The organism is Rhizobium sp. CF142 (genome assembly GCF_000281145.1).
In the GTDB taxonomy this organism is placed as follows: Bacteria; Pseudomonadota; Alphaproteobacteria; order Rhizobiales; family Rhizobiaceae; genus Rhizobium.
Map to the genome: position 1 here is coordinate 80,976 of NZ_AJWE01000048.1, position 16,385 is coordinate 97,360.

Below are 16,385 nucleotides of genomic sequence, written 5' to 3' on the forward strand. Positions count from 1 at the left end.
CAGCCGATTTCTGATAGATATCTGCATTCTCCAGGCCGGACGTCGCTTTCATTGAAAAGCCGCTCGGCATTCATTGACGGGCACATAAAATGACAGCTTCCGGCGTCCGCGTCCGCATCGCTCCCTCGCCGACCGGCGAGCCGCATGTCGGCACCGCTTACATCGCTCTTTTCAACTATCTCTTTGCCAAGAAGCACGGCGGCGAGTTCATCCTGCGCATCGAGGATACTGATGCGACGCGCTCAACCCCGGAATTCGAGACCAAGGTGCTGGATGCGCTGAGATGGTGCGGGCTGGAATGGAAGGAAGGCCCCGATATCGGCGGCCCCTACGGCCCCTATCGCCAGTCCGACCGTAAGGATATGTACCAGCCCTACGCGCAGGAGCTGCTCGACAAGGGCCATGCCTTCCGCTGTTTCTGCACGCCCGAGCGGCTGGAGCAGATGCGCGAGAGCCAGCGCGCTGCCGGCAAGCCGCCGAAATATGATGGTCTCTGCCTGACGCTCAAGGCCGAGGAAGTCACCTCGCGCATGGCGGCCGGTGAAACCACTGTCATCCGCATGAAGATCCCGACCGAAGGTTCGTGCGACTTCACCGACGGTGTCTATGGCGATGTGTCGATCCCGTGGGATTCCGTCGACATGCAGGTGCTGATCAAGGCCGACGGCATGCCGACCTATCACATGGCAAACGTCATCGACGACCATCTGATGAAGATCACCCATGTCGCACGCGGCGAGGAATGGCTGGCCTCCGTGCCGAAGCACATTCTGCTGTATCGCTATTTCGGCTGGGACCAGCCGGTCTTCATGCATCTGTCGCTGATGCGCAATGCCGACAAGTCGAAGCTGTCGAAGCGCAAGAACCCGACCTCGATCTCCTATTATTCGGCGCTCGGCTATATCCCCGAAGCGCTGATGAACTTCCTCGGCCTGTTCTTCATCCAGATTTCCGAAGGCGAAGAGCTGTTGACGATGGACGAGCTGTCCGAAAAGTTCGACCCGGAAAACCTCTCGAAGGCCGGTGCGATCTTCGACATCCAGAAGCTCGACTGGCTGAACGGCCGCTGGATCCGCGAGAAGCTGTCGGAAGAAGACTTCCGCAACCGCGTGCTCAACTGGGCGATGGAAAACGATCGCCTGATGGCTGGCCTACGCCTGTCTCAGACTCGCATTTCCAAGCTCGGCGAACTGCCCGATCTCGCCGGCTTCCTGCTGAAGTCCGATCTCGGCCTGCAGCCTTCCGATTTCGCCAAGATCAAGTCGCCGCCGGAAGAGATTCTCGAGATCCTCAACACCGTCCAGCCGGATCTCGAGAAGATCCTGGAATGGAACGTCGAGACGATCGAAGCCGAACTGCGTGCCATCGCCGACCGCATGGGCAAGAAGCTGAAGGTCGTCGTCGCGCCGCTCTTCGTTGCCGTCTCCGGCTCGTCGCGCTCGCTGCCGCTCTTCGATTCCATGGCGATCCTCGGCCGCTCGGTCGTTCGCCAGCGCCTCAAGCTCGCCTCGCAGGCCGTCGCCGCCCTCGTCGGCTCGAAGTAAGAACAGTCAGAGGATCCAGACAATGGCTGACAACAAGACCGAAAGCACCCTTTCCTCCGACGCAACGGAAGTGCGCGCCCAGAAGCTGAAGCTGTTGCGCGAGCAGATCGGCGACGTCTATCCGGCGCATTTCCACCGCACGCTGACCAATGCCGAGCTAGCCGCGAAATACGAGGGCCTGGAACCCGACGTCGAGACCCAGGATGTCGTGACCGTCGCTGGCCGCGTTTACTCGTCACGCAACTCCGGCATGTTCATGGACATCCACGACGCCGGCGGCAAGATCCAGATTTTCAGTCACAAGGACACGACCCCGGAAGAAGCGCGTGCGCTTCTGCCGATGATCGATATCGGCGATATCATCGGCGTCACCGGCGTCGTGCGCCGCACCAAGCGCGGCGAGCTGACGATCAACGCACAGAAGATCGAGATGCTCACCAAGTCGCTGCTGCCGATGCCTGAAAAGTGGCACGGCCTCTCCGACATCGAACTGCGTTACCGCAAGCGCCATCTCGACATCATGACCAATGAGGAATCGAAGCTGCGCTTCCAGCAGCGGTCGAAGATCCTCTCCGGCATCCGCCGCTTCATGGAAAATGACGGCTTCATGGAAGTCGAAACGCCGATGCTGCATTCGGTCTATGGTGGTGCTACCGCTGAGCCGTTCAAGACGCATCACAATACGCTGAAGCTCGACATGTATCTGCGCATCGCGCCGGAACTGTTCCTGAAGCGTACGCTGGTTTCGGGCCTCACCGACAAGGTGTTCGAAATCAACCGCAACTTCCGCAATGAAGGCGTCTCCACCCGGCACAATCCGGAATTCACGATGATGGAGTGCTACTGGGCCTATGCCGACTACGAGGACATCATGGACCTCGTCGAGCGGCTGTTCGAGAGCCTGGCGCTCGCCATCCACGGCACGACCGAATTCCCCTTCGGCGACAAGACCATGTCCTTCAAGGGTCCGTTCAAGCGCGTCCCGATGCCTGACGCAGTCAAGGAAGTGACCGGCATCGACTTCCTGGCGATCAAGACCGACGAGGAAGCACGCGCTGCCGCCAAGGCTGCCGGCTTCGCAGTCGAGAAGGACTGGACCTGGGGCGAATGCCTCGCCTTCATCTTCGAAGAGAAGGTCGAGCAGACGCTGATCCAGCCCTCGCACGTTACCCACTTCCCGAAGGACATATCACCCTTCGCCAAGGAAGTGCCGGGCGAGCCGCGCCTCGTCGAACGTTTCGAGACCTACTGCAATGCCTGGGAGCTCGGCAACGCCTTCTCCGAACTCAACGATCCGGAAGAGCAGCGCCGCCGCATGGTCGAGCAACTCGAGCAGGCCCATGCCCGTGGCGAGAAGGAAAAGCAGCTCGACGAGGAATTCCTCGATGCGATCGACCAGGGCATGCCGCCTGCAGGTGGTCTCGGCATCGGCGTCGACCGCCTGATCATGCTGCTCACCAACGCGCCGTCGATCCGCGATGTCATCCTCTTCCCGGCCCGCCGCAACAAGGCCGACTGAGAAGCACTTTGCCTGAATGAGGAAACGGAGCGCCCGAAAGGACGCTCCGTTTTCTTTTGTCCGAGAGGACCTCTCTCAGATCATGTAACCGCCGGCAACCTCGATCGTCTGTGCATTGATCCAGGCACCGTCCTCTGACGCCAGCATGGCGATCACCCTGCCGACATCCTCAGATTCGCCGATACGGCCGAGCGCTGTCTGCGAGGCAAGCAGCTCCGCAAATTCCGGGTTCTTGTCGAGTGCAGCATCGGCCAGATTGGTGCGGATCGGACCGGGCGAGACGGCATTGGCGCGGATCCTGCGAGCGCCGAACTCTTTCGCCTGATAGCGCGTCAAGGTCTCAAGCCCGGATTTGAGAGCGGCATAAGGGGCGACACCGGCCGTCGCAACACGCACCGAGGCGCTCGTCACATTGACGATGACGCCGCCATCCACCATCAGCGGCAACAGTGCCTGCGTCAGGAAGAACGGCCCCTTCAGATGCACGTTCATCAGAGCGTCGAACTGGTCGACCGTCACCGTTTCCATCAGATTGAACATCCCGAACCCGGCGTTATTGACGAGGCAATCGAAATCGCTACGGCCCCAATAGGTGGAGAGCAACCGCTTGACCTCGTCCACGAAGGCCGGAAAACCTGCAACATCGCCGACATCCAGCGCCAGCGCGACCGCCTGGCCTCCTGCCGCCTTGATCTCGGCCACGACTTCATCCGCACCTGGTTTGTAGCTGTTGTACGTGAGGATGACACCCATGCCACGCCTTGCGCATTCCTGCGCCGCCGATTGACCGATGCCCCGGCTGCCACCGGTAATGATTGCGATTTTCATTTCTGTCTCCTTGCTTTCGATGGCCGGAAGCTATGGGAAACAGCGGGCTGCTACTCCGCCGGAAACTGCCTCGTTCTTGCCTATTCCTGCTTTCGTCTTGCGTGTCTCCACACGCTCGTTCAGAATTCCGCCATGCAAACAATGCTCGAAGAAATGCGCCGCTTGACGGCCCACGCTGAAAATCGACCGACGCAGACCGGCTTACCCGGCATCGTAATGGTCAAGGGAGAGATTCCCGAACACAGGCTCGGGGCCGTCTACGAGCCGATGGTCAATCTGATCCTCGATGGCAGCAAGACACTGACGATTGCCGGTCAGGACTATTATTATGATCCCGCGAGCTATTTCGTGATCTCGATTGATATGCCGGCAACCGGCAGGGTGCAGCAGGCAGGTCCCGACAGGCCCTATATCGGCGTCAGCCTGTCGCTCGATCCGGAAAGGGTCGCAGCCCTTCTCATGGATATCCCGCCGCATTCCTATCTGGATGGACAAAGCGGCGGTTATTCCGTCGGTCGCATGACACCCGAGCTGCTCAGCGCTTGGCTCAGAATGCTGCAGCTCATGGAGCGACCGCGGGATATCCCAGCCCTTGCCCCAGCCTATGAGCGCGAAATTCTCTATCGGGTGCTGCAGGGACCGCAGGGCTGGATATTGCGGGATATTGCCGCGCCGGACAGCGCCCTGTCGCGAATAAGGCTCGCCATCCGCTGGGTACGCGAACATTACGCCGAAGCTGTCGAGGTCGAAAAGCTTGCAAGCCTTGCCTCAATGAGCGTCTCGGCCTTTCATCGCCATTTCAAGGCGGTGACGGCGATGAGCCCGATCCAGTTCCAGAAACACATTCGCCTGCTGCAAGCCCGTCAACTTCTGATTGCCCAATCCGGAAATGCATCCTCGGTGGCCTATGCCGTGGGTTATGAAAGCGCCTCGCAGTTCACCAGGGAATACGCACGCTTTTTCGGTCAGCCGCCGGCGCGCGATGCCTCACTGATAAGGGAAAATATCAAGCCTGCCGCCTGATCGTTTTCAGAACTAGTGCCCGCTCTTGACAGGCGGCTCCTCTGCGGGAGCGTCTCCTGCAGGAGCGGCTGCATCCTTGGCAGCCTGCTCTTCAGCAGACGGTTCCTCGGCCTCCTTCGGCGCTGTGCCACCAGCTGGCTTCTTGCTCTCTTTCTTGGTGGAAGCAACGGCAACCGGGTCGATGCAATCGGCTGGATCCTTGAGGCTCGCATTCAGCGCTGCGATCCGATCGTCCGGCAATTCGATGCGTTCGCCATAGAAGAGGCCCTGCTCGCTCGCCTTGCCGTCATAATAACGGGCCGTATAGGGCTTGTCGTCGAGCCCTTCGACCATCTTGTCGGGATGCGCGATATAGACCACGTCGGCGCCAATCGCCCGGCCACGAATATCCGAGCGCAGGGTCGGACCATTCTCGTCGAGGACGACGACCTGCACGAGGTCGGGCCTCTGCGCTTCATAGACTGCCTGGGCGACACGCAACGCCGTCTTGATGCGCGTCATGCCGTCAACAGGTTCGGTCTTGATGTATTTGCGGACCCAGACATGGTCCTGCTTCTTGATCGTCACCAGATTGACGTCGGTGCAGGCCACGCCATCGGCGGATTCCTCATCACCGAGCAGCCTGTCTTTACCGACATAGACCGCAGCACCGCCGGAAACGCCCGCTAACAGGGCGCTACCACCGATGATCAAAGCCAATTTCCGGGAAGGCCGGAATATGCGCAGTAAGGCCTTCACGCCAACTGCTCCGCCATCTGAAAACTCCAACGCAATACAAGTGACTGTGAAGCTAGGGAAATGACGTTTCCGAATCTTTAAGTGGACCGTCTGACTTTGTCTCGAATTGAATAAATACCAAAAAAGGTCCAGCCATTCCCAAGCTTGCCAGATCGCTCAAGCACATGCTCTAAAATGCCATGGCCTTCACGCTTCGCCAGATTCAATATTTCGTCGCCGTTGCCGAACAGGGCTCGGTCACGCGCGCCGCGCAGAACCTGTCGATCTCCCAATCCTCGATAACGGAGGCGCTGAAGGAACTCGAAAACGACCTTGGCGTCGTGCTGTTCGAGCGTCACCCGCGCGGGCTGTCGGTCACCCACAACGGCCATCAGTTCCTGCGGCACGCCACGAAAATCCTGGCAACGGTCTCCGACGCCCGCACCAGCTTTTCCGGCCAGGAGAACATACCCTCCGGCACGCTCAATATCGGTGTCACGTCGCTCGTTGCGGGCTATGTGCTTTCGGACCTGCTGGCACGCTACCGCCGTGCCTGTCCAGGTGTGGAGGTCAGCGCCATCGAGGACAACGGCAGCTACCTCGAACATCTGCTGGTCGGTGGCGAGCTGGATGTCGCCGTCATGGTGATTTCAAATCTGCGTGATCGCATGGCCCTGCAGGCCGAGATCCTGGAAACCTCACCCTATCGCCTCTGGCTGCCTATGGGCCATCCGCTGGTTTCCGCCGATATCATTTCCGTTGCCGATATCGCCCGTGAGCCGCTGATCATGCTGACGGTGGATGAAATCGAGGAGAATACCGGCAAGCTGCTGACCGCACTCGGCGCCCGCCCGCATGTCGCCTTCCGCACCCGCTCCGTCGAAGCCGTGCGCAGCCTGGTTGCGACCGGCGCCGGCGTCGCGCTGCTGCCCGATCTCGTCTACCGCCCCTGGTCGCTGGAAGGCGACCGTATCGAGAGCCGCGATGTTTCGGGCGCCCTGCCCGTCGTGCAGGTCGGCATGGTCTGGCGAAAGGGCTCCAGCCTGCCGCAGGCGGCACGCGATTTCGTGGCCATCGCCGAGAACATGCGATCGGGAAGATCCCGCTAGATATCGGAATTTCCGATATCGCCTTTCTGATAAATGAATTTGCGAAACCGGCCGTTCCGCGTCACCTTTTCTTCCGGGAACAAAACGCCGCAAAAGCGGCACCGAACCGGGAGACAGACGATGAAGCATCTTCTGAAATCGTGCACTGCTGCGCTCGCGAGTCTGAGCTTCGCGACACAGGTTGTCGCTGCCGAACCGCTGAAGACACTGGGCAAGGGGGAAGGCGCCGTCAGCATCGTCGCCTGGGCCGGTTATATCGAGCGCGGCGAAACAGACAAGAATTACGACTGGGTCACCGACTTCGAAAAGGAAACCGGCTGCAAGGTTTCCGTAAAGACAGCCGCCACCTCTGATGAGATGGTGGCGCTGATGAACGAAGGCGGTTTCGACCTCGTCACCGCCTCGGGCGACGCATCCCTCCGCCTCGTCGCCGGCAAACGCGTCCAACCGATCAACACCGATCTCATCCCGAGCTTCAAGACTGTCGACGAGCGCCTGCAGAATGCGCCCTGGAATACGGTGAACGGCGTCCACTACGGGGTGCCCTATCTCTGGGGGCCGAACGTGCTGATGTATAATACCGACACCTTCAAGGATAAGGCGCCGACGAGCTGGAACATCGTCTTCGACGAACAGAACCTTCCGGATGGCAAGTCCAACAAGGGCCGCGTGCAGGCCTATGACGGCCCGATCTACATCGCCGATGCCGCTCTGTATCTCATGGCGCACAAGCCCGATCTCGGCATCAAGGACCCCTACGAGCTTAACGAGGACCAGTACAAGGCCGCTCTCGACCTGCTGCGCGGCCAGCGCAAGATCGTCTCGCGCTACTGGCACGATGCGATGATCCAGGTCGACGACTTCAAGAACGAAGGTGTCGTCGCCTCCGGCTCCTGGCCGTTCCAGGTCAATCTGTTGCAGGCAGACAAGCAGAAGATCGCCTCCACCTTCCCCGAGGAAGGCGTCACCGGCTGGGCCGACACAACCATGCTGCACGCCGACAGCGAACATCCGAATTGCGCCTATATGTGGATGGAGCATTCGCTGAAGGCCAAGGTCCAGGGCGATGCTGCCGCCTGGTTCGGGGCCGTGCCATCCGTTCCGGCCGCCTGCAAGGGCAATGAACTGCTGACCGATGCCGGTTGCAACACCAACGGCTATGACCACTTCGACAAGATCAAGTTCTGGAAAACGCCGGTCGCCAAATGCACAAGCGAGAGCGAATGCGTGCCCTATCACCGCTGGGTATCGGATTATATCGGCGTGATCGGCGGGCGGTAACGCCAGGCCAATCCACGTAGGTGCCCCTCCCAGCTCCTCCCACAGCGGAGGGGCGGGAGTGGCAACGCCGCATTCCTGCTGAAACGCCGAAAGGTTTGAGTGTGGGCGCCGCAGGTTAAGCCCCTCCCCCTTGTGGGGAGGGGTTTGGGGCGGGGTCTTTTTGAAGATCAAAGCCTCTCTCAGATAATACAGCCCCGGAGCCCCCATGACGTCCGCCGTCCGTTTCCAGAAGGTCTCTCGCCATTTCGGCGCGGTGCGCGCCGTCGATGGCGTCGATCTCGAAATCGTACCCGGCGAGTTCTTCGCCATGCTCGGCCCGTCCGGTTCCGGCAAGACCACCTGCCTGCGGCTGGTTGCGGGCTTCGAACAGCCGACATCGGGACATATCGAAATCTTCGGCGAAACCGCCGAAGGCATCCCGCCCTATCGCCGCAACGTGAACACCGTCTTTCAGGATTACGCGCTCTTTCCGCATCTCGATATCCTCGACAACGTCGCCTACGGGCTGATGGTCAAGGGCGTCGGCAAGGCGGAGCGGATCAAAGAGGCTGAAAGGACGCTGGAGCTGGTGAAACTGCCGGGCTATGGCAGCCGCCGCCCCGGCCAGCTTTCCGGCGGCCAGCGGCAGCGCGTGGCGCTCGCCCGCGCCCTCATCAACAAACCCCGCGTGCTTCTCCTGGACGAGCCGCTCGGCGCTCTGGATCTGAAGCTGCGCGAGCAGATGCAGGAAGAGCTGAAGAGCCTGCAGCGCGCCCTCGGCATAACCTTCATCTTTGTCACCCACGATCAGGGGGAAGCGCTCTCCATGGCGGACCGCGTTGCGGTCTTCAACAATGGCGGCATCGTCCAGCAGGGTACGCCGCAGGATATCTACCGCCGTCCGAAGACCCGCTTCGTCGCCGATTTCGTCGGCTCGTCCAATGTCATTTCCCCTGACGTCATGACGGCTCTTGGCGGCGAGAAGCGCTGGGCGAGCCTGCGTCCCGAGGCAATTCACCTCGCCACCGACGGCGTCGAAGCCAGGGTCGAGAATGCCAGCTTCCTCGGCGCGGCGACCCGGCTTACCGTCGATATCAGGGGATCGCGCCTGCATGTCATGCTGCCGGCCGGCAGCGACATCCCCGATATCGGCACCGCCATCCGCCTCGTGTGGCAGCAGGGCGACGTGCATTACATGGATGATGCGGCATGACGGCTCTGGCGATGATCAAGGCGGAAACCTCGATCCTGCCGCGCCGCGGCGGTTTCTTCGGCCGCCTGTCGGATAGCTTCTGGCGCCACCCGAAACTGCTTCTCTTCCTGATGCTGACGCCGCCGCTGCTCTGGCTCGGCATCATCTATATCGGCTCGCTGATTGCGCTGCTGTTGCAGAGCTTCTTCTCGATCGATGATTTCTCGGGGATGGTGAACCACGAATTCACCCTCGATACCTATGCCCAGCTCCTGAACCCTGGCAATTTCGACATCATCGTCAGAACCATCTTGATGGCGGCACTGGTGACGGTGGCCTCCGCGGCCATCGCCTTCCCGATCGCCTATTACGCTGCCCGATATGCGCAAGGAAAATGGAAGGCCCTGTTTTACCTTGGCGTCATGCTGCCGCTCTGGTCGAGCTATCTCGTCAAGATCTATGCCTGGAAGCTGATCCTCGCCAAGGAAGGCATCCTCACCTGGCTTTTCGACAAGCTCTATCTTTCCTGGCTTCTCGACGGCGTCCTCGCCTTGCCTGTCGTCGGCGGCAATTCGCTCTCCGTCAGCTATCTCGGCACTTTCATCGTCTTCGTCTACATCTGGCTGCCCTATATGATACTGCCGACGCAGGCAGCGCTTGAGCGCGTGCCCGGCAACCTCATCGAAGCGTCCGCCGACCTCGGCGCCACACCGCGCCAGACATTCCGTACCGTGCTTTTCCCGCTGGCACTGCCCGGCATCGTCGCCGGTTCAATCTTCACCTTCTCGCTGACATTGGGCGATTACATCATCCCGCAGATCATAGGCTCCTCACGCCTGTTCATCGGCCAGGCTGTCTATACCCAGCAGGGAACGGCCGGCAACGTGCCGCTCGCCGCCGCCTTCTCGGTCGTACCGATCGTCATCATGGCGATCTATCTCTGGCTTGCCAAACGCATGGGAGCCTTCGATGCGCTCTGACCGCGGACAGCAATCACCCCTCATCCTGAAGATCGCCGCGGCCGGCGGCCTGCTCTTCCTGCATCTGCCGATCCTGCTCATCTTCGTCTACGCCTTCACGACCGAGGAGAAGAGCTATCAGTGGCCGCCACCCGGCCTGACGCTGCAATGGTTCGGTATCGCCTGGAACCGGCCGGATGTCTGGTCGGCACTTGGCCTCTCCCTGCAGGTTGCCTGCATTGCGACGGCAATCGCGCTGGTCCTCGGCACGCTTTGCGCGGCCGCCGTCAGCCAGACGAAATTCTTCGGCCGCGAAGCGATCTCGCTGCTCGTCATTCTGCCGATCGCACTTCCGGGCATCATCACCGGTATTGCGCTGCGCTCCGCCTTCAGCCTGTTCGACATACCCTTCTCGGTCTGGACGATCGTGCTCGGCCATGCCACTTTCTGCGTGGTTGTCGTCTACAACAACGCCGTCGCCCGCTTCAGGCGCACGTCAGGCTCCCTGATCGAAGCCTCGATGGATCTCGGCGCCGACGGCTTCCAGACCTTCCGCCATGTCATCCTGCCGAATATTGGTACGGCGCTTCTGGCCGGCGGCATGCTCGCCTTCGCCCTTTCTTTCGATGAGGTGATCGTCACCACCTTCACCGGCGGCCAGCAATCCACCCTGCCGATCTGGATGCTCGAAGAGCTGATCCGCCCGCGCCAGCGCCCCGTCACAAATGTGGTCGCGATGGTCGTCGTGCTGGTCACCTTCTTGCCAATCCTGGCAGCCTATTACCTCACGCGCGACGGCGACCAGATCGCCGGCGCCGGCAAATAACCCGGAGTGGGACGCGGAGCCCCCCGCATTCCACTCGATCAACCACAAGGGAGAACGCCCATGGACACGCAAATGCTGATCGGTTCCCGCTTCGAGACCGGCACGGAAACGGAAGAGCACATCCTGAACCCGAAGACGGGCGAGACGGTGCTGAAGCTTGCCGAAGCCTCGCTCGGCCAGATCGATGCCGCAGTGGATGCGGCCGAGAGGGCCTTTGTCGGCTGGTCGCAGACGACACCATCCGAACGCTCCGTTTATCTATTGAAAATCGCCGATGCCATAGAAAAGGACGCGCAGGGCTTTGCGACGCTCGAAGCGCTGAACTGCGGCAAACCGATCAATGCCGTGCTGAATGATGAAATCCCGGCCATTGTCGATTGCTACCGCTTCTTTGCCGGCGCGGTGCGCAACCTGCACGGACCGGTGGCCGGCGAATATCTTCCCGGCCACACCTCGATGATCCGCCGTGACCCGATCGGCATTGTCGGCTCGATTGCGCCCTGGAACTACCCGCTGATGATGATGGCCTGGAAATTGGCGCCCGCCATCGCCGGTGGCAATACCGTCGTCTTCAAGCCGTCTGAACAGACGCCGCTGACGGCGCTCAAGATGGCAAAGCTCCTTTCCGATATCCTCCCCGAGGGCGTGGTCAATGTCATCCTCGGGCGCGGCGAGAGCGTCGGCAACACGCTGATCAACCATCCGAAAATCAATATGGTGTCGATCACCGGCGACATCGCGACCGGCAAGAAAGTGCTGCAGGCTGCCGCCAAGACCGTCAAGCGCACGCATCTGGAACTTGGCGGCAAGGCGCCGGTCATTGTCTTCGACGACGCCGATATCGATGCCGTCGTCGCCGGCATCCGTACCTTCGGTTACTACAATGCCGGCCAGGACTGCACCGCCGCCTGCCGCATCTATGCCGATGCGAAGGTCTACGACAATTTCGTCGCTGATCTGACCTCCGCTGTTTCCAGCATCCGCTTCAACCAGGCCGACGACACCGAGAACGAAATCGGCCCACTGATTTCCAAGCGCCAGCGCGATCGTGTCGAAAGCTTCGTCACCCGCGCCGCCGAACACAAGCACATGGAAATCACCACCGGCGGCAAAGTCTCTGGTAACAAGGGCTTCTTCTTCGCGCCAACGGTTGTTGCAGGCGCCACGCAAGAAGATGAAATCGTCCGCCGCGAAGTTTTCGGCCCCGTCGTCTCCGTTACCCGCTTCACCGATGTCGAGGATGCGGTGAATTGGGCAAACGACAGCGATTACGGCCTCGCTTCCTCCGTCTGGACCAAGGATATCGGCCGCGGCATGAAGACTGCAGCTCGCCTGCAATATGGCTGCACCTGGATCAATACACATTTCATGCTGGTCAATGAGATGCCGCATGGCGGGCTGAAACAATCAGGCTACGGCAAGGACATGTCCGTCTACGCCCTGGAAGACTATACGGCTGTCCGGCATGTGATGATCAATCACGGATAGTTGAACAGAAGCGTCTTAATCTTCTTCAAAAGTCACTGCCGCCATCAGTGACTTTTGTCACTTTGTCACAATACAACTGCAGATACTATTTTTGAACGTGGAATTGCCGTTTTGCTATATATGGCAACCCGCGATAAACGTGATCCTTCATTGGATCAAAGAAATCGGTCAGGCATTACTTACCCATGGCGACGCGCATCGACATCTCCGAGCTCGAAACTGCCCTGGACGGATTGCTGGAATCCGCTCTGGTGCCTGATAGCTGGGAGCGCACGCTGGAGCAGATCAGCCGCGCCACCGGCTCCACCGGCACGCATATCATGCCGGTGCGCGGGAAATTCCCCTCCGGCTTCCTGAGCACGCCGAATCTGCTGGAGGCCTTCCAGGTCTATTTTGACGAAGAATGGTACAAGCGCGACTTCCGCGAACGCGGCCTGGCGGTTGCGATGGCCAAGGGGGTCATCATCGAACACGACATCGCCGGCGATGAAGAGTTCAACCATCAGATCTTCTATACGGAGTTCCTGGCCCGCTTCGGCTTCCGCTATTCCGCCATGGTGGGCTTCACCTCCGGTGATACGATGCTGAGCCTCAACCTGCAGCGCCGCATTCAAGACCAGCCGTTCGATCGCGATGACGAGCGCCTGCTCATAAAGATGCAGTCGAAACTGACCGCCGCAGCCGAGATCATCCGCGCGCTGCATGTCGCCAAGATCGACAGCATGAGCGAGGCATTTGAGCTCGCCGGCACTGCCGTGGTCTTCTTCGATCGTTTTGGCCGCATCACCCGGCTGAACCAGCGCGCGGAAATGCTGCTCGATGGCAATATCCGGATTGTCGATCGGGAGCTTACGGCTCTCAGTCAGGAAGAGACAGGGCTCCTGCGCCGGCATCTGCAGGCAATCCTTTCAAAGGCGCCTTTCACCAATCAGGCCGTCTCCACGCCGGTTCTGTTTTCCCGTCCGGGAAAGGCACCCCTAATAATCCGTGCCCAGCGGTTGAATGGAATACCGGCAGAACTCTTCTCGCATTCCGCCGCCGTCGCCATCATCACGGATCTCTCTGAACGCGCGGCGCCGAGCCGCGATCTGCTGCGCCGGCTCTTTTCGCTCACTCCTCAGGAAACGACGGTGGCGTGCCTGCTGATGGAAGGTTCGTCGCCACGCCAGATCGCCGAAATATCCGGCCTGACTTATGAGACGACGCGCGGCTACGTGAAGAAGGTTCTCGCCAAGACTGGCACACAGCGCCAGTCCCAGCTTATCTCCCTGCTCTCCAGCCTGAAAATCTAGGCCCGGTTATTAGGCCTGACCGTAGAGTGCAAGCAGCTCAATGCCGCCTTCCCATATCATGTCGAACGCCACATAGACGATGATGGCAAGACCGATCCAGCCGATCCAGCGGAAGCGGTTGAGCAGCTTTGCCACGAAGTTGGAGGCGACGCCCATCAGGATGACGGAAAGGATGAGACCGAAGATCAGGGCATTCATGTTCGACTTCGCCGCACCGGCAACGGCCAGCACGTTATCGAGCGACATGGAAAGATCCGCAAAGATGATCTGGCCTATCGCCTGACGAAAAAGCTTCGGTTTGTGAGCATGATGTCCGGCTTCCTGCCCGGCCTCCTCGTCGTCCGCCTCGCGCAATTCCCTAAACATCGTCCAGCAGATCCACAAAAGCAGAAGACCTCCGACGAGATTGATGCCCTTGATGACGAGCAATTGCGCGGCGATGACGGCGAAAACGATGCGGATGACTGCGGCTGCGGCAATGCCGGTGACGATCGCTTTGCCACGCAGCTCGGTGGAAAGGCCGGCGGCTGCCATGCCGATGACGATCACATTATCCCCTGACAGGATGATGTTGATCATGATGACTTCGAGGTAGGCGGAAATGACCTGGGGGTCCAGAAAAGCGTGCATAGGGAATGGCTTTCGTCGATGGGGCAAATCGATGACGATCCCTTGAAACAGATCGAGAAGCCTTTGAAAAGCCCTTGCAGGCCAAAGCAGTACGCTTTTAAGGAACGACGTTCCATTTTAAACGATTTGGAACAAAATCCGCTTTGGCGCGTCTTCTTCCGACAATCACGGAAGGAAGATATCCATGCTAAAATGGGCTCTGATATTTCTGGTTATTTCGATCGTCGCCGGCTTTTTCGGCTTCTCCGGCATCTCCGCGGCGACCGCGACGATCGCCCGCGTGCTCTTCGGCATATTCCTCGTCGTCTTCCTGATCTTCCTCATCCTAGCCTTGATGGCCGGACAGGCGATCTTCTAGCCACGGGTCTATTCCAGATGGCGTAACGACGGCGGCGACAGCTTCAAGACAAGTTCGCTACAGCACCGCCGTCAGCCACGGATGTATTCCCTTCACCCGCCTTTTGATGAAATTGTCAATAGACACCGATCCTGCACCCGAAACCGCAAGCACGAACATGCCGCCGGCAATTGCAAGATCCTTCTCGAAATGAAGCAGCTCGTTCTGACTCGCGAAGTTGGTGTGGAACAGAAAAGCCGTCGCGAGGCAGAACAGCCCCAGGGCCACCGCACCGAGCCGACTGAGGAAACCCGCGGCAATAGAAAGGCCGGCCCCGAGTTGCAGAGCAATGACGGCAAACGTCACCAGTGCTGGCAGGCCAAGTTTCTCGAAGGCAGCAAGCGTCGCAGTGATGTCTGCGATGAGCGACGAACCCTCATGCAGGAAGATCAGGGATAGGAGAAGCCTACCCAGAAGAAGAATGAGATCGGCCAGCCGGAGCCGGCTTACAGCGTTTTCCATCATATCCTCCACTTTATCAGGAGCAGGCGGCGAACCGCCTGCTCCTGCCGTTGACGTATTGATCACTTACCGCCCTTTGCAGCGATGGCTTCCTGGAGGTCTTCGAGTTCCTCGCAGCCGCCGGGGCAAAGCTGTTTAAGGACCGACACCTGCTCCTCAGCCTTCGCCACATCGCCGGTCTCGACATAGAGTTCGCCGAGATATTCGCGCGCCGCCTTGTGATCCGGCTGCAGTTCCAGCGCCTTGGTGTAATAGGTCAACGACGTCCGGTAGTCGCCGGTCTTGCGCAGCGTGAAGCCCATCAGATTATACACATCTGCCTGCTGGTTATCTTCAGCGAGATCGCGGAGTTCCCGGAGCGCGCCGGCATAGTCCTTGGCGTCGATCTTGGCCCGCACCGAAGTCAGGTCCGGTGCGTCCGTCGATTCCATGTTGTCGACAGCAAAAGCCGGTAGCGCACTGATTGCCGTAAAGCCGGCGGAGGCGGCGCAAAGGCCGATGAAGGTTAGAACCACGTATTTCCTGATCTTGATCATGATTGTCTCCTTGGTGCCTTTCAGGCCTGGATTGTCGGGGTAAAGCCATAGGCGCTTCCGTCCTTGACGAAGGTGCCCGAGCCGGGAAACGGGAAGTGCGAGCCGCAAATCGCGATATTGTCGGCAATGACGCGATCGATGAGCCGGCGGCGCGTATCGATGGCCGTCGGCCCATCCTGGTCGTAACTGCCCTGCCAATCGGGATGCGGGGCGAGCAGCGCCGGCACGTACATGATGTCGGCGGAGACGAGCAGTTGCTTGTTGCCCGAGGTCACCAGATAGGTCGAATGACCGGGTGTATGGCCGGGCGCTGAAAGCAACCGGACGCCGGGCGCGACTTCGGCCCCGTCATCCACCAGCTTCCAGTTCTTCCATGTCGAGAAGACGGCAGCGATGCGCTTGCCGGCCGGCTTGCGGCCCTCGGCGAGCTTTTCGACACGGCCGGGCTCCGTCCACCAATTATATTCGACGGCATTGACGATGAGCTCGGCGTTCGGGAAGACCGGATTGTTCGTTCCCTTCTCCATCAGGCCCCAGACATGGTCGGGATGGAAATGCGAGATCATGATCGTATCGATCTTCTTGTAGTCGATACCGGCCGCC

General features: G+C 59.9%; 17 protein-coding genes. 11 read left to right on the plus strand and 6 right to left on the minus strand.

What is annotated here, in order from left to right; all coding sequences use genetic code 11:
• Positions 1 to 89: 89 nt before the first annotated feature.
• Complete coding sequence (gene gltX / locus PMI11_RS12875; RefSeq protein ID WP_007817528.1) at positions 90 to 1,544, plus strand: glutamate--tRNA ligase; 1,455 nt, start codon at positions 90 to 92, stop codon at positions 1,542 to 1,544.
• 22 nt (positions 1,545 to 1,566) lie between these two features.
• Positions 1,567 to 3,063, plus strand: a complete 1,497-nt coding sequence (gene lysS / locus PMI11_RS12880; protein ID WP_007817529.1) for a lysine--tRNA ligase — start codon at positions 1,567 to 1,569, stop codon at positions 3,061 to 3,063.
• 75 nt (positions 3,064 to 3,138) lie between these two features.
• Here lysS and PMI11_RS12885 read toward each other — a convergent pair whose 3' ends face one another.
• Complete coding sequence (locus tag PMI11_RS12885; protein ID WP_007817533.1) at positions 3,139 to 3,891, minus strand: SDR family NAD(P)-dependent oxidoreductase; 753 nt, start codon at positions 3,889 to 3,891, stop codon at positions 3,139 to 3,141.
• 132 nt (positions 3,892 to 4,023) lie between these two features.
• Between PMI11_RS12885 and PMI11_RS12890 the strand changes: the two genes are divergently transcribed.
• Positions 4,024 to 4,914: an AraC family transcriptional regulator gene (locus tag PMI11_RS12890; protein WP_037071250.1), complete on the plus strand. Its 891-nt coding sequence runs from the start codon at positions 4,024 to 4,026 to the stop codon at positions 4,912 to 4,914.
• Positions 4,915 to 4,926: 12 nt separating this feature from the next.
• Here the strand turns inward: PMI11_RS12890 and PMI11_RS12895 are convergent, their stop codons facing one another.
• Entirely contained in the window at positions 4,927 to 5,652 is a 726-nt protein-coding gene (locus PMI11_RS12895) for a hypothetical protein (RefSeq protein ID WP_007817535.1), read from the minus strand.
• A gap of 179 nt (positions 5,653 to 5,831) precedes the next feature.
• Between PMI11_RS12895 and PMI11_RS12900 the strand changes: the two genes are divergently transcribed.
• From PMI11_RS12900 to PMI11_RS12930, 7 genes are all read left to right on the plus strand, one after another.
• Positions 5,832 to 6,740: a LysR family transcriptional regulator gene (locus tag PMI11_RS12900; RefSeq protein WP_007817536.1), complete on the plus strand. Its 909-nt coding sequence runs from the start codon at positions 5,832 to 5,834 to the stop codon at positions 6,738 to 6,740.
• A 120-nt stretch (positions 6,741 to 6,860) separates the two neighbouring features.
• The gene (locus PMI11_RS12905) at positions 6,861 to 8,021 is read left to right on the plus strand and encodes an ABC transporter substrate-binding protein (RefSeq protein WP_007817537.1); all 1,161 of its coding nucleotides are present in this window, start codon (positions 6,861 to 6,863) and stop codon (positions 8,019 to 8,021) included.
• 205 nt (positions 8,022 to 8,226) lie between these two features.
• Positions 8,227 to 9,213, plus strand: a complete 987-nt coding sequence (locus PMI11_RS12910) for an ABC transporter ATP-binding protein (RefSeq protein ID WP_007817538.1) — start codon at positions 8,227 to 8,229, stop codon at positions 9,211 to 9,213.
• Positions 9,210 to 10,172, plus strand: coding sequence for an ABC transporter permease (locus PMI11_RS12915; RefSeq protein WP_007817539.1), 963 nt, complete (start codon positions 9,210 to 9,212; stop codon positions 10,170 to 10,172). The genes PMI11_RS12910 and PMI11_RS12915 overlap by 4 nt, the downstream gene beginning before the upstream one ends.
• Entirely contained in the window at positions 10,162 to 10,977 is an 816-nt protein-coding gene (locus tag PMI11_RS12920) for an ABC transporter permease (RefSeq protein ID WP_007817540.1), read from the plus strand. The genes PMI11_RS12915 and PMI11_RS12920 overlap by 11 nt, the downstream gene beginning before the upstream one ends.
• 60 nt (positions 10,978 to 11,037) lie before the next feature.
• Complete coding sequence (locus PMI11_RS12925; protein ID WP_007817541.1) at positions 11,038 to 12,465, plus strand: gamma-aminobutyraldehyde dehydrogenase; 1,428 nt, start codon at positions 11,038 to 11,040, stop codon at positions 12,463 to 12,465.
• Between the two features lie 185 nt (positions 12,466 to 12,650).
• On the plus strand, positions 12,651 to 13,757 hold the full coding sequence (locus PMI11_RS12930; protein WP_007817543.1) for a helix-turn-helix transcriptional regulator: 1,107 nt from the start codon (positions 12,651 to 12,653) through the stop codon (positions 13,755 to 13,757).
• A 9-nt stretch (positions 13,758 to 13,766) separates the two neighbouring features.
• Here the strand turns inward: PMI11_RS12930 and PMI11_RS12935 are convergent, their stop codons facing one another.
• Complete coding sequence (locus PMI11_RS12935; protein WP_007817545.1) at positions 13,767 to 14,387, minus strand: TerC family protein; 621 nt, start codon at positions 14,385 to 14,387, stop codon at positions 13,767 to 13,769.
• Positions 14,388 to 14,571: 184 nt separating this feature from the next.
• Here PMI11_RS12935 and PMI11_RS36425 point away from each other — a divergent pair, with 184 nt between their 5' ends.
• Entirely contained in the window at positions 14,572 to 14,745 is a 174-nt protein-coding gene (locus PMI11_RS36425) for a DUF1328 domain-containing protein (protein WP_007817547.1), read from the plus strand.
• Between the two features lie 57 nt (positions 14,746 to 14,802).
• Here PMI11_RS36425 and PMI11_RS12945 read toward each other — a convergent pair whose 3' ends face one another.
• The 3 genes from PMI11_RS12945 to PMI11_RS12955 all read right to left on the minus strand — a co-directional run.
• A complete protein-coding gene (locus tag PMI11_RS12945) occupies positions 14,803 to 15,249 on the minus strand; it encodes a DoxX family protein (protein WP_193385605.1) in 447 nt (148 codons plus the stop codon).
• Positions 15,250 to 15,308: 59 nt separating this feature from the next.
• Positions 15,309 to 15,773 (minus strand): tetratricopeptide repeat protein, encoded by a 465-nt coding sequence (locus PMI11_RS12950; protein WP_193385606.1) that lies wholly within the window; start codon positions 15,771 to 15,773, stop codon positions 15,309 to 15,311.
• 29 nt (positions 15,774 to 15,802) lie between these two features.
• On the minus strand, positions 15,803 to 16,385 hold a 583-nt coding region (locus tag PMI11_RS12955), incomplete at its 5' end, for an MBL fold metallo-hydrolase (protein WP_007817552.1).

What these genes read in the sequence shown, in the direction of transcription:
- PMI11_RS12920 (WP_007817540.1), top strand. Translation starts at nt 10,162, where the DNA reads ATGCGCTCTGACCGCGGACAGCAATCACCCCTCATCCTGAAGATCGCC.
- PMI11_RS12905 (WP_007817537.1), top strand. Translation starts at nt 6,861, where the DNA reads ATGAAGCATCTTCTGAAATCGTGCACTGCTGCGCTCGCGAGTCTGAGC.
- PMI11_RS12930 (WP_007817543.1), top strand. Translation starts at nt 12,651, where the DNA reads ATGGCGACGCGCATCGACATCTCCGAGCTCGAAACTGCCCTGGACGGA.
- PMI11_RS12885 (WP_007817533.1), bottom strand. Translation starts at nt 3,891, where the DNA reads ATGAAAATCGCAATCATTACCGGTGGCAGCCGGGGCATCGGTCAATCG.
- PMI11_RS12935 (WP_007817545.1), bottom strand. Translation starts at nt 14,387, where the DNA reads ATGCACGCTTTTCTGGACCCCCAGGTCATTTCCGCCTACCTCGAAGTC.
- gltX (WP_007817528.1), top strand. Translation starts at nt 90, where the DNA reads ATGACAGCTTCCGGCGTCCGCGTCCGCATCGCTCCCTCGCCGACCGGC.
- PMI11_RS12915 (WP_007817539.1), top strand. Translation starts at nt 9,210, where the DNA reads ATGACGGCTCTGGCGATGATCAAGGCGGAAACCTCGATCCTGCCGCGC.
- lysS (WP_007817529.1), top strand. Translation starts at nt 1,567, where the DNA reads ATGGCTGACAACAAGACCGAAAGCACCCTTTCCTCCGACGCAACGGAA.
- PMI11_RS12910 (WP_007817538.1), top strand. Translation starts at nt 8,227, where the DNA reads ATGACGTCCGCCGTCCGTTTCCAGAAGGTCTCTCGCCATTTCGGCGCG.
- PMI11_RS12890 (WP_037071250.1), top strand. Translation starts at nt 4,024, where the DNA reads ATGCAAACAATGCTCGAAGAAATGCGCCGCTTGACGGCCCACGCTGAA.
- PMI11_RS36425 (WP_007817547.1), top strand. Translation starts at nt 14,572, where the DNA reads ATGCTAAAATGGGCTCTGATATTTCTGGTTATTTCGATCGTCGCCGGC.
- PMI11_RS12945 (WP_193385605.1), bottom strand. Translation starts at nt 15,249, where the DNA reads ATGATGGAAAACGCTGTAAGCCGGCTCCGGCTGGCCGATCTCATTCTT.
- PMI11_RS12900 (WP_007817536.1), top strand. Translation starts at nt 5,832, where the DNA reads ATGGCCTTCACGCTTCGCCAGATTCAATATTTCGTCGCCGTTGCCGAA.
- PMI11_RS12925 (WP_007817541.1), top strand. Translation starts at nt 11,038, where the DNA reads ATGGACACGCAAATGCTGATCGGTTCCCGCTTCGAGACCGGCACGGAA.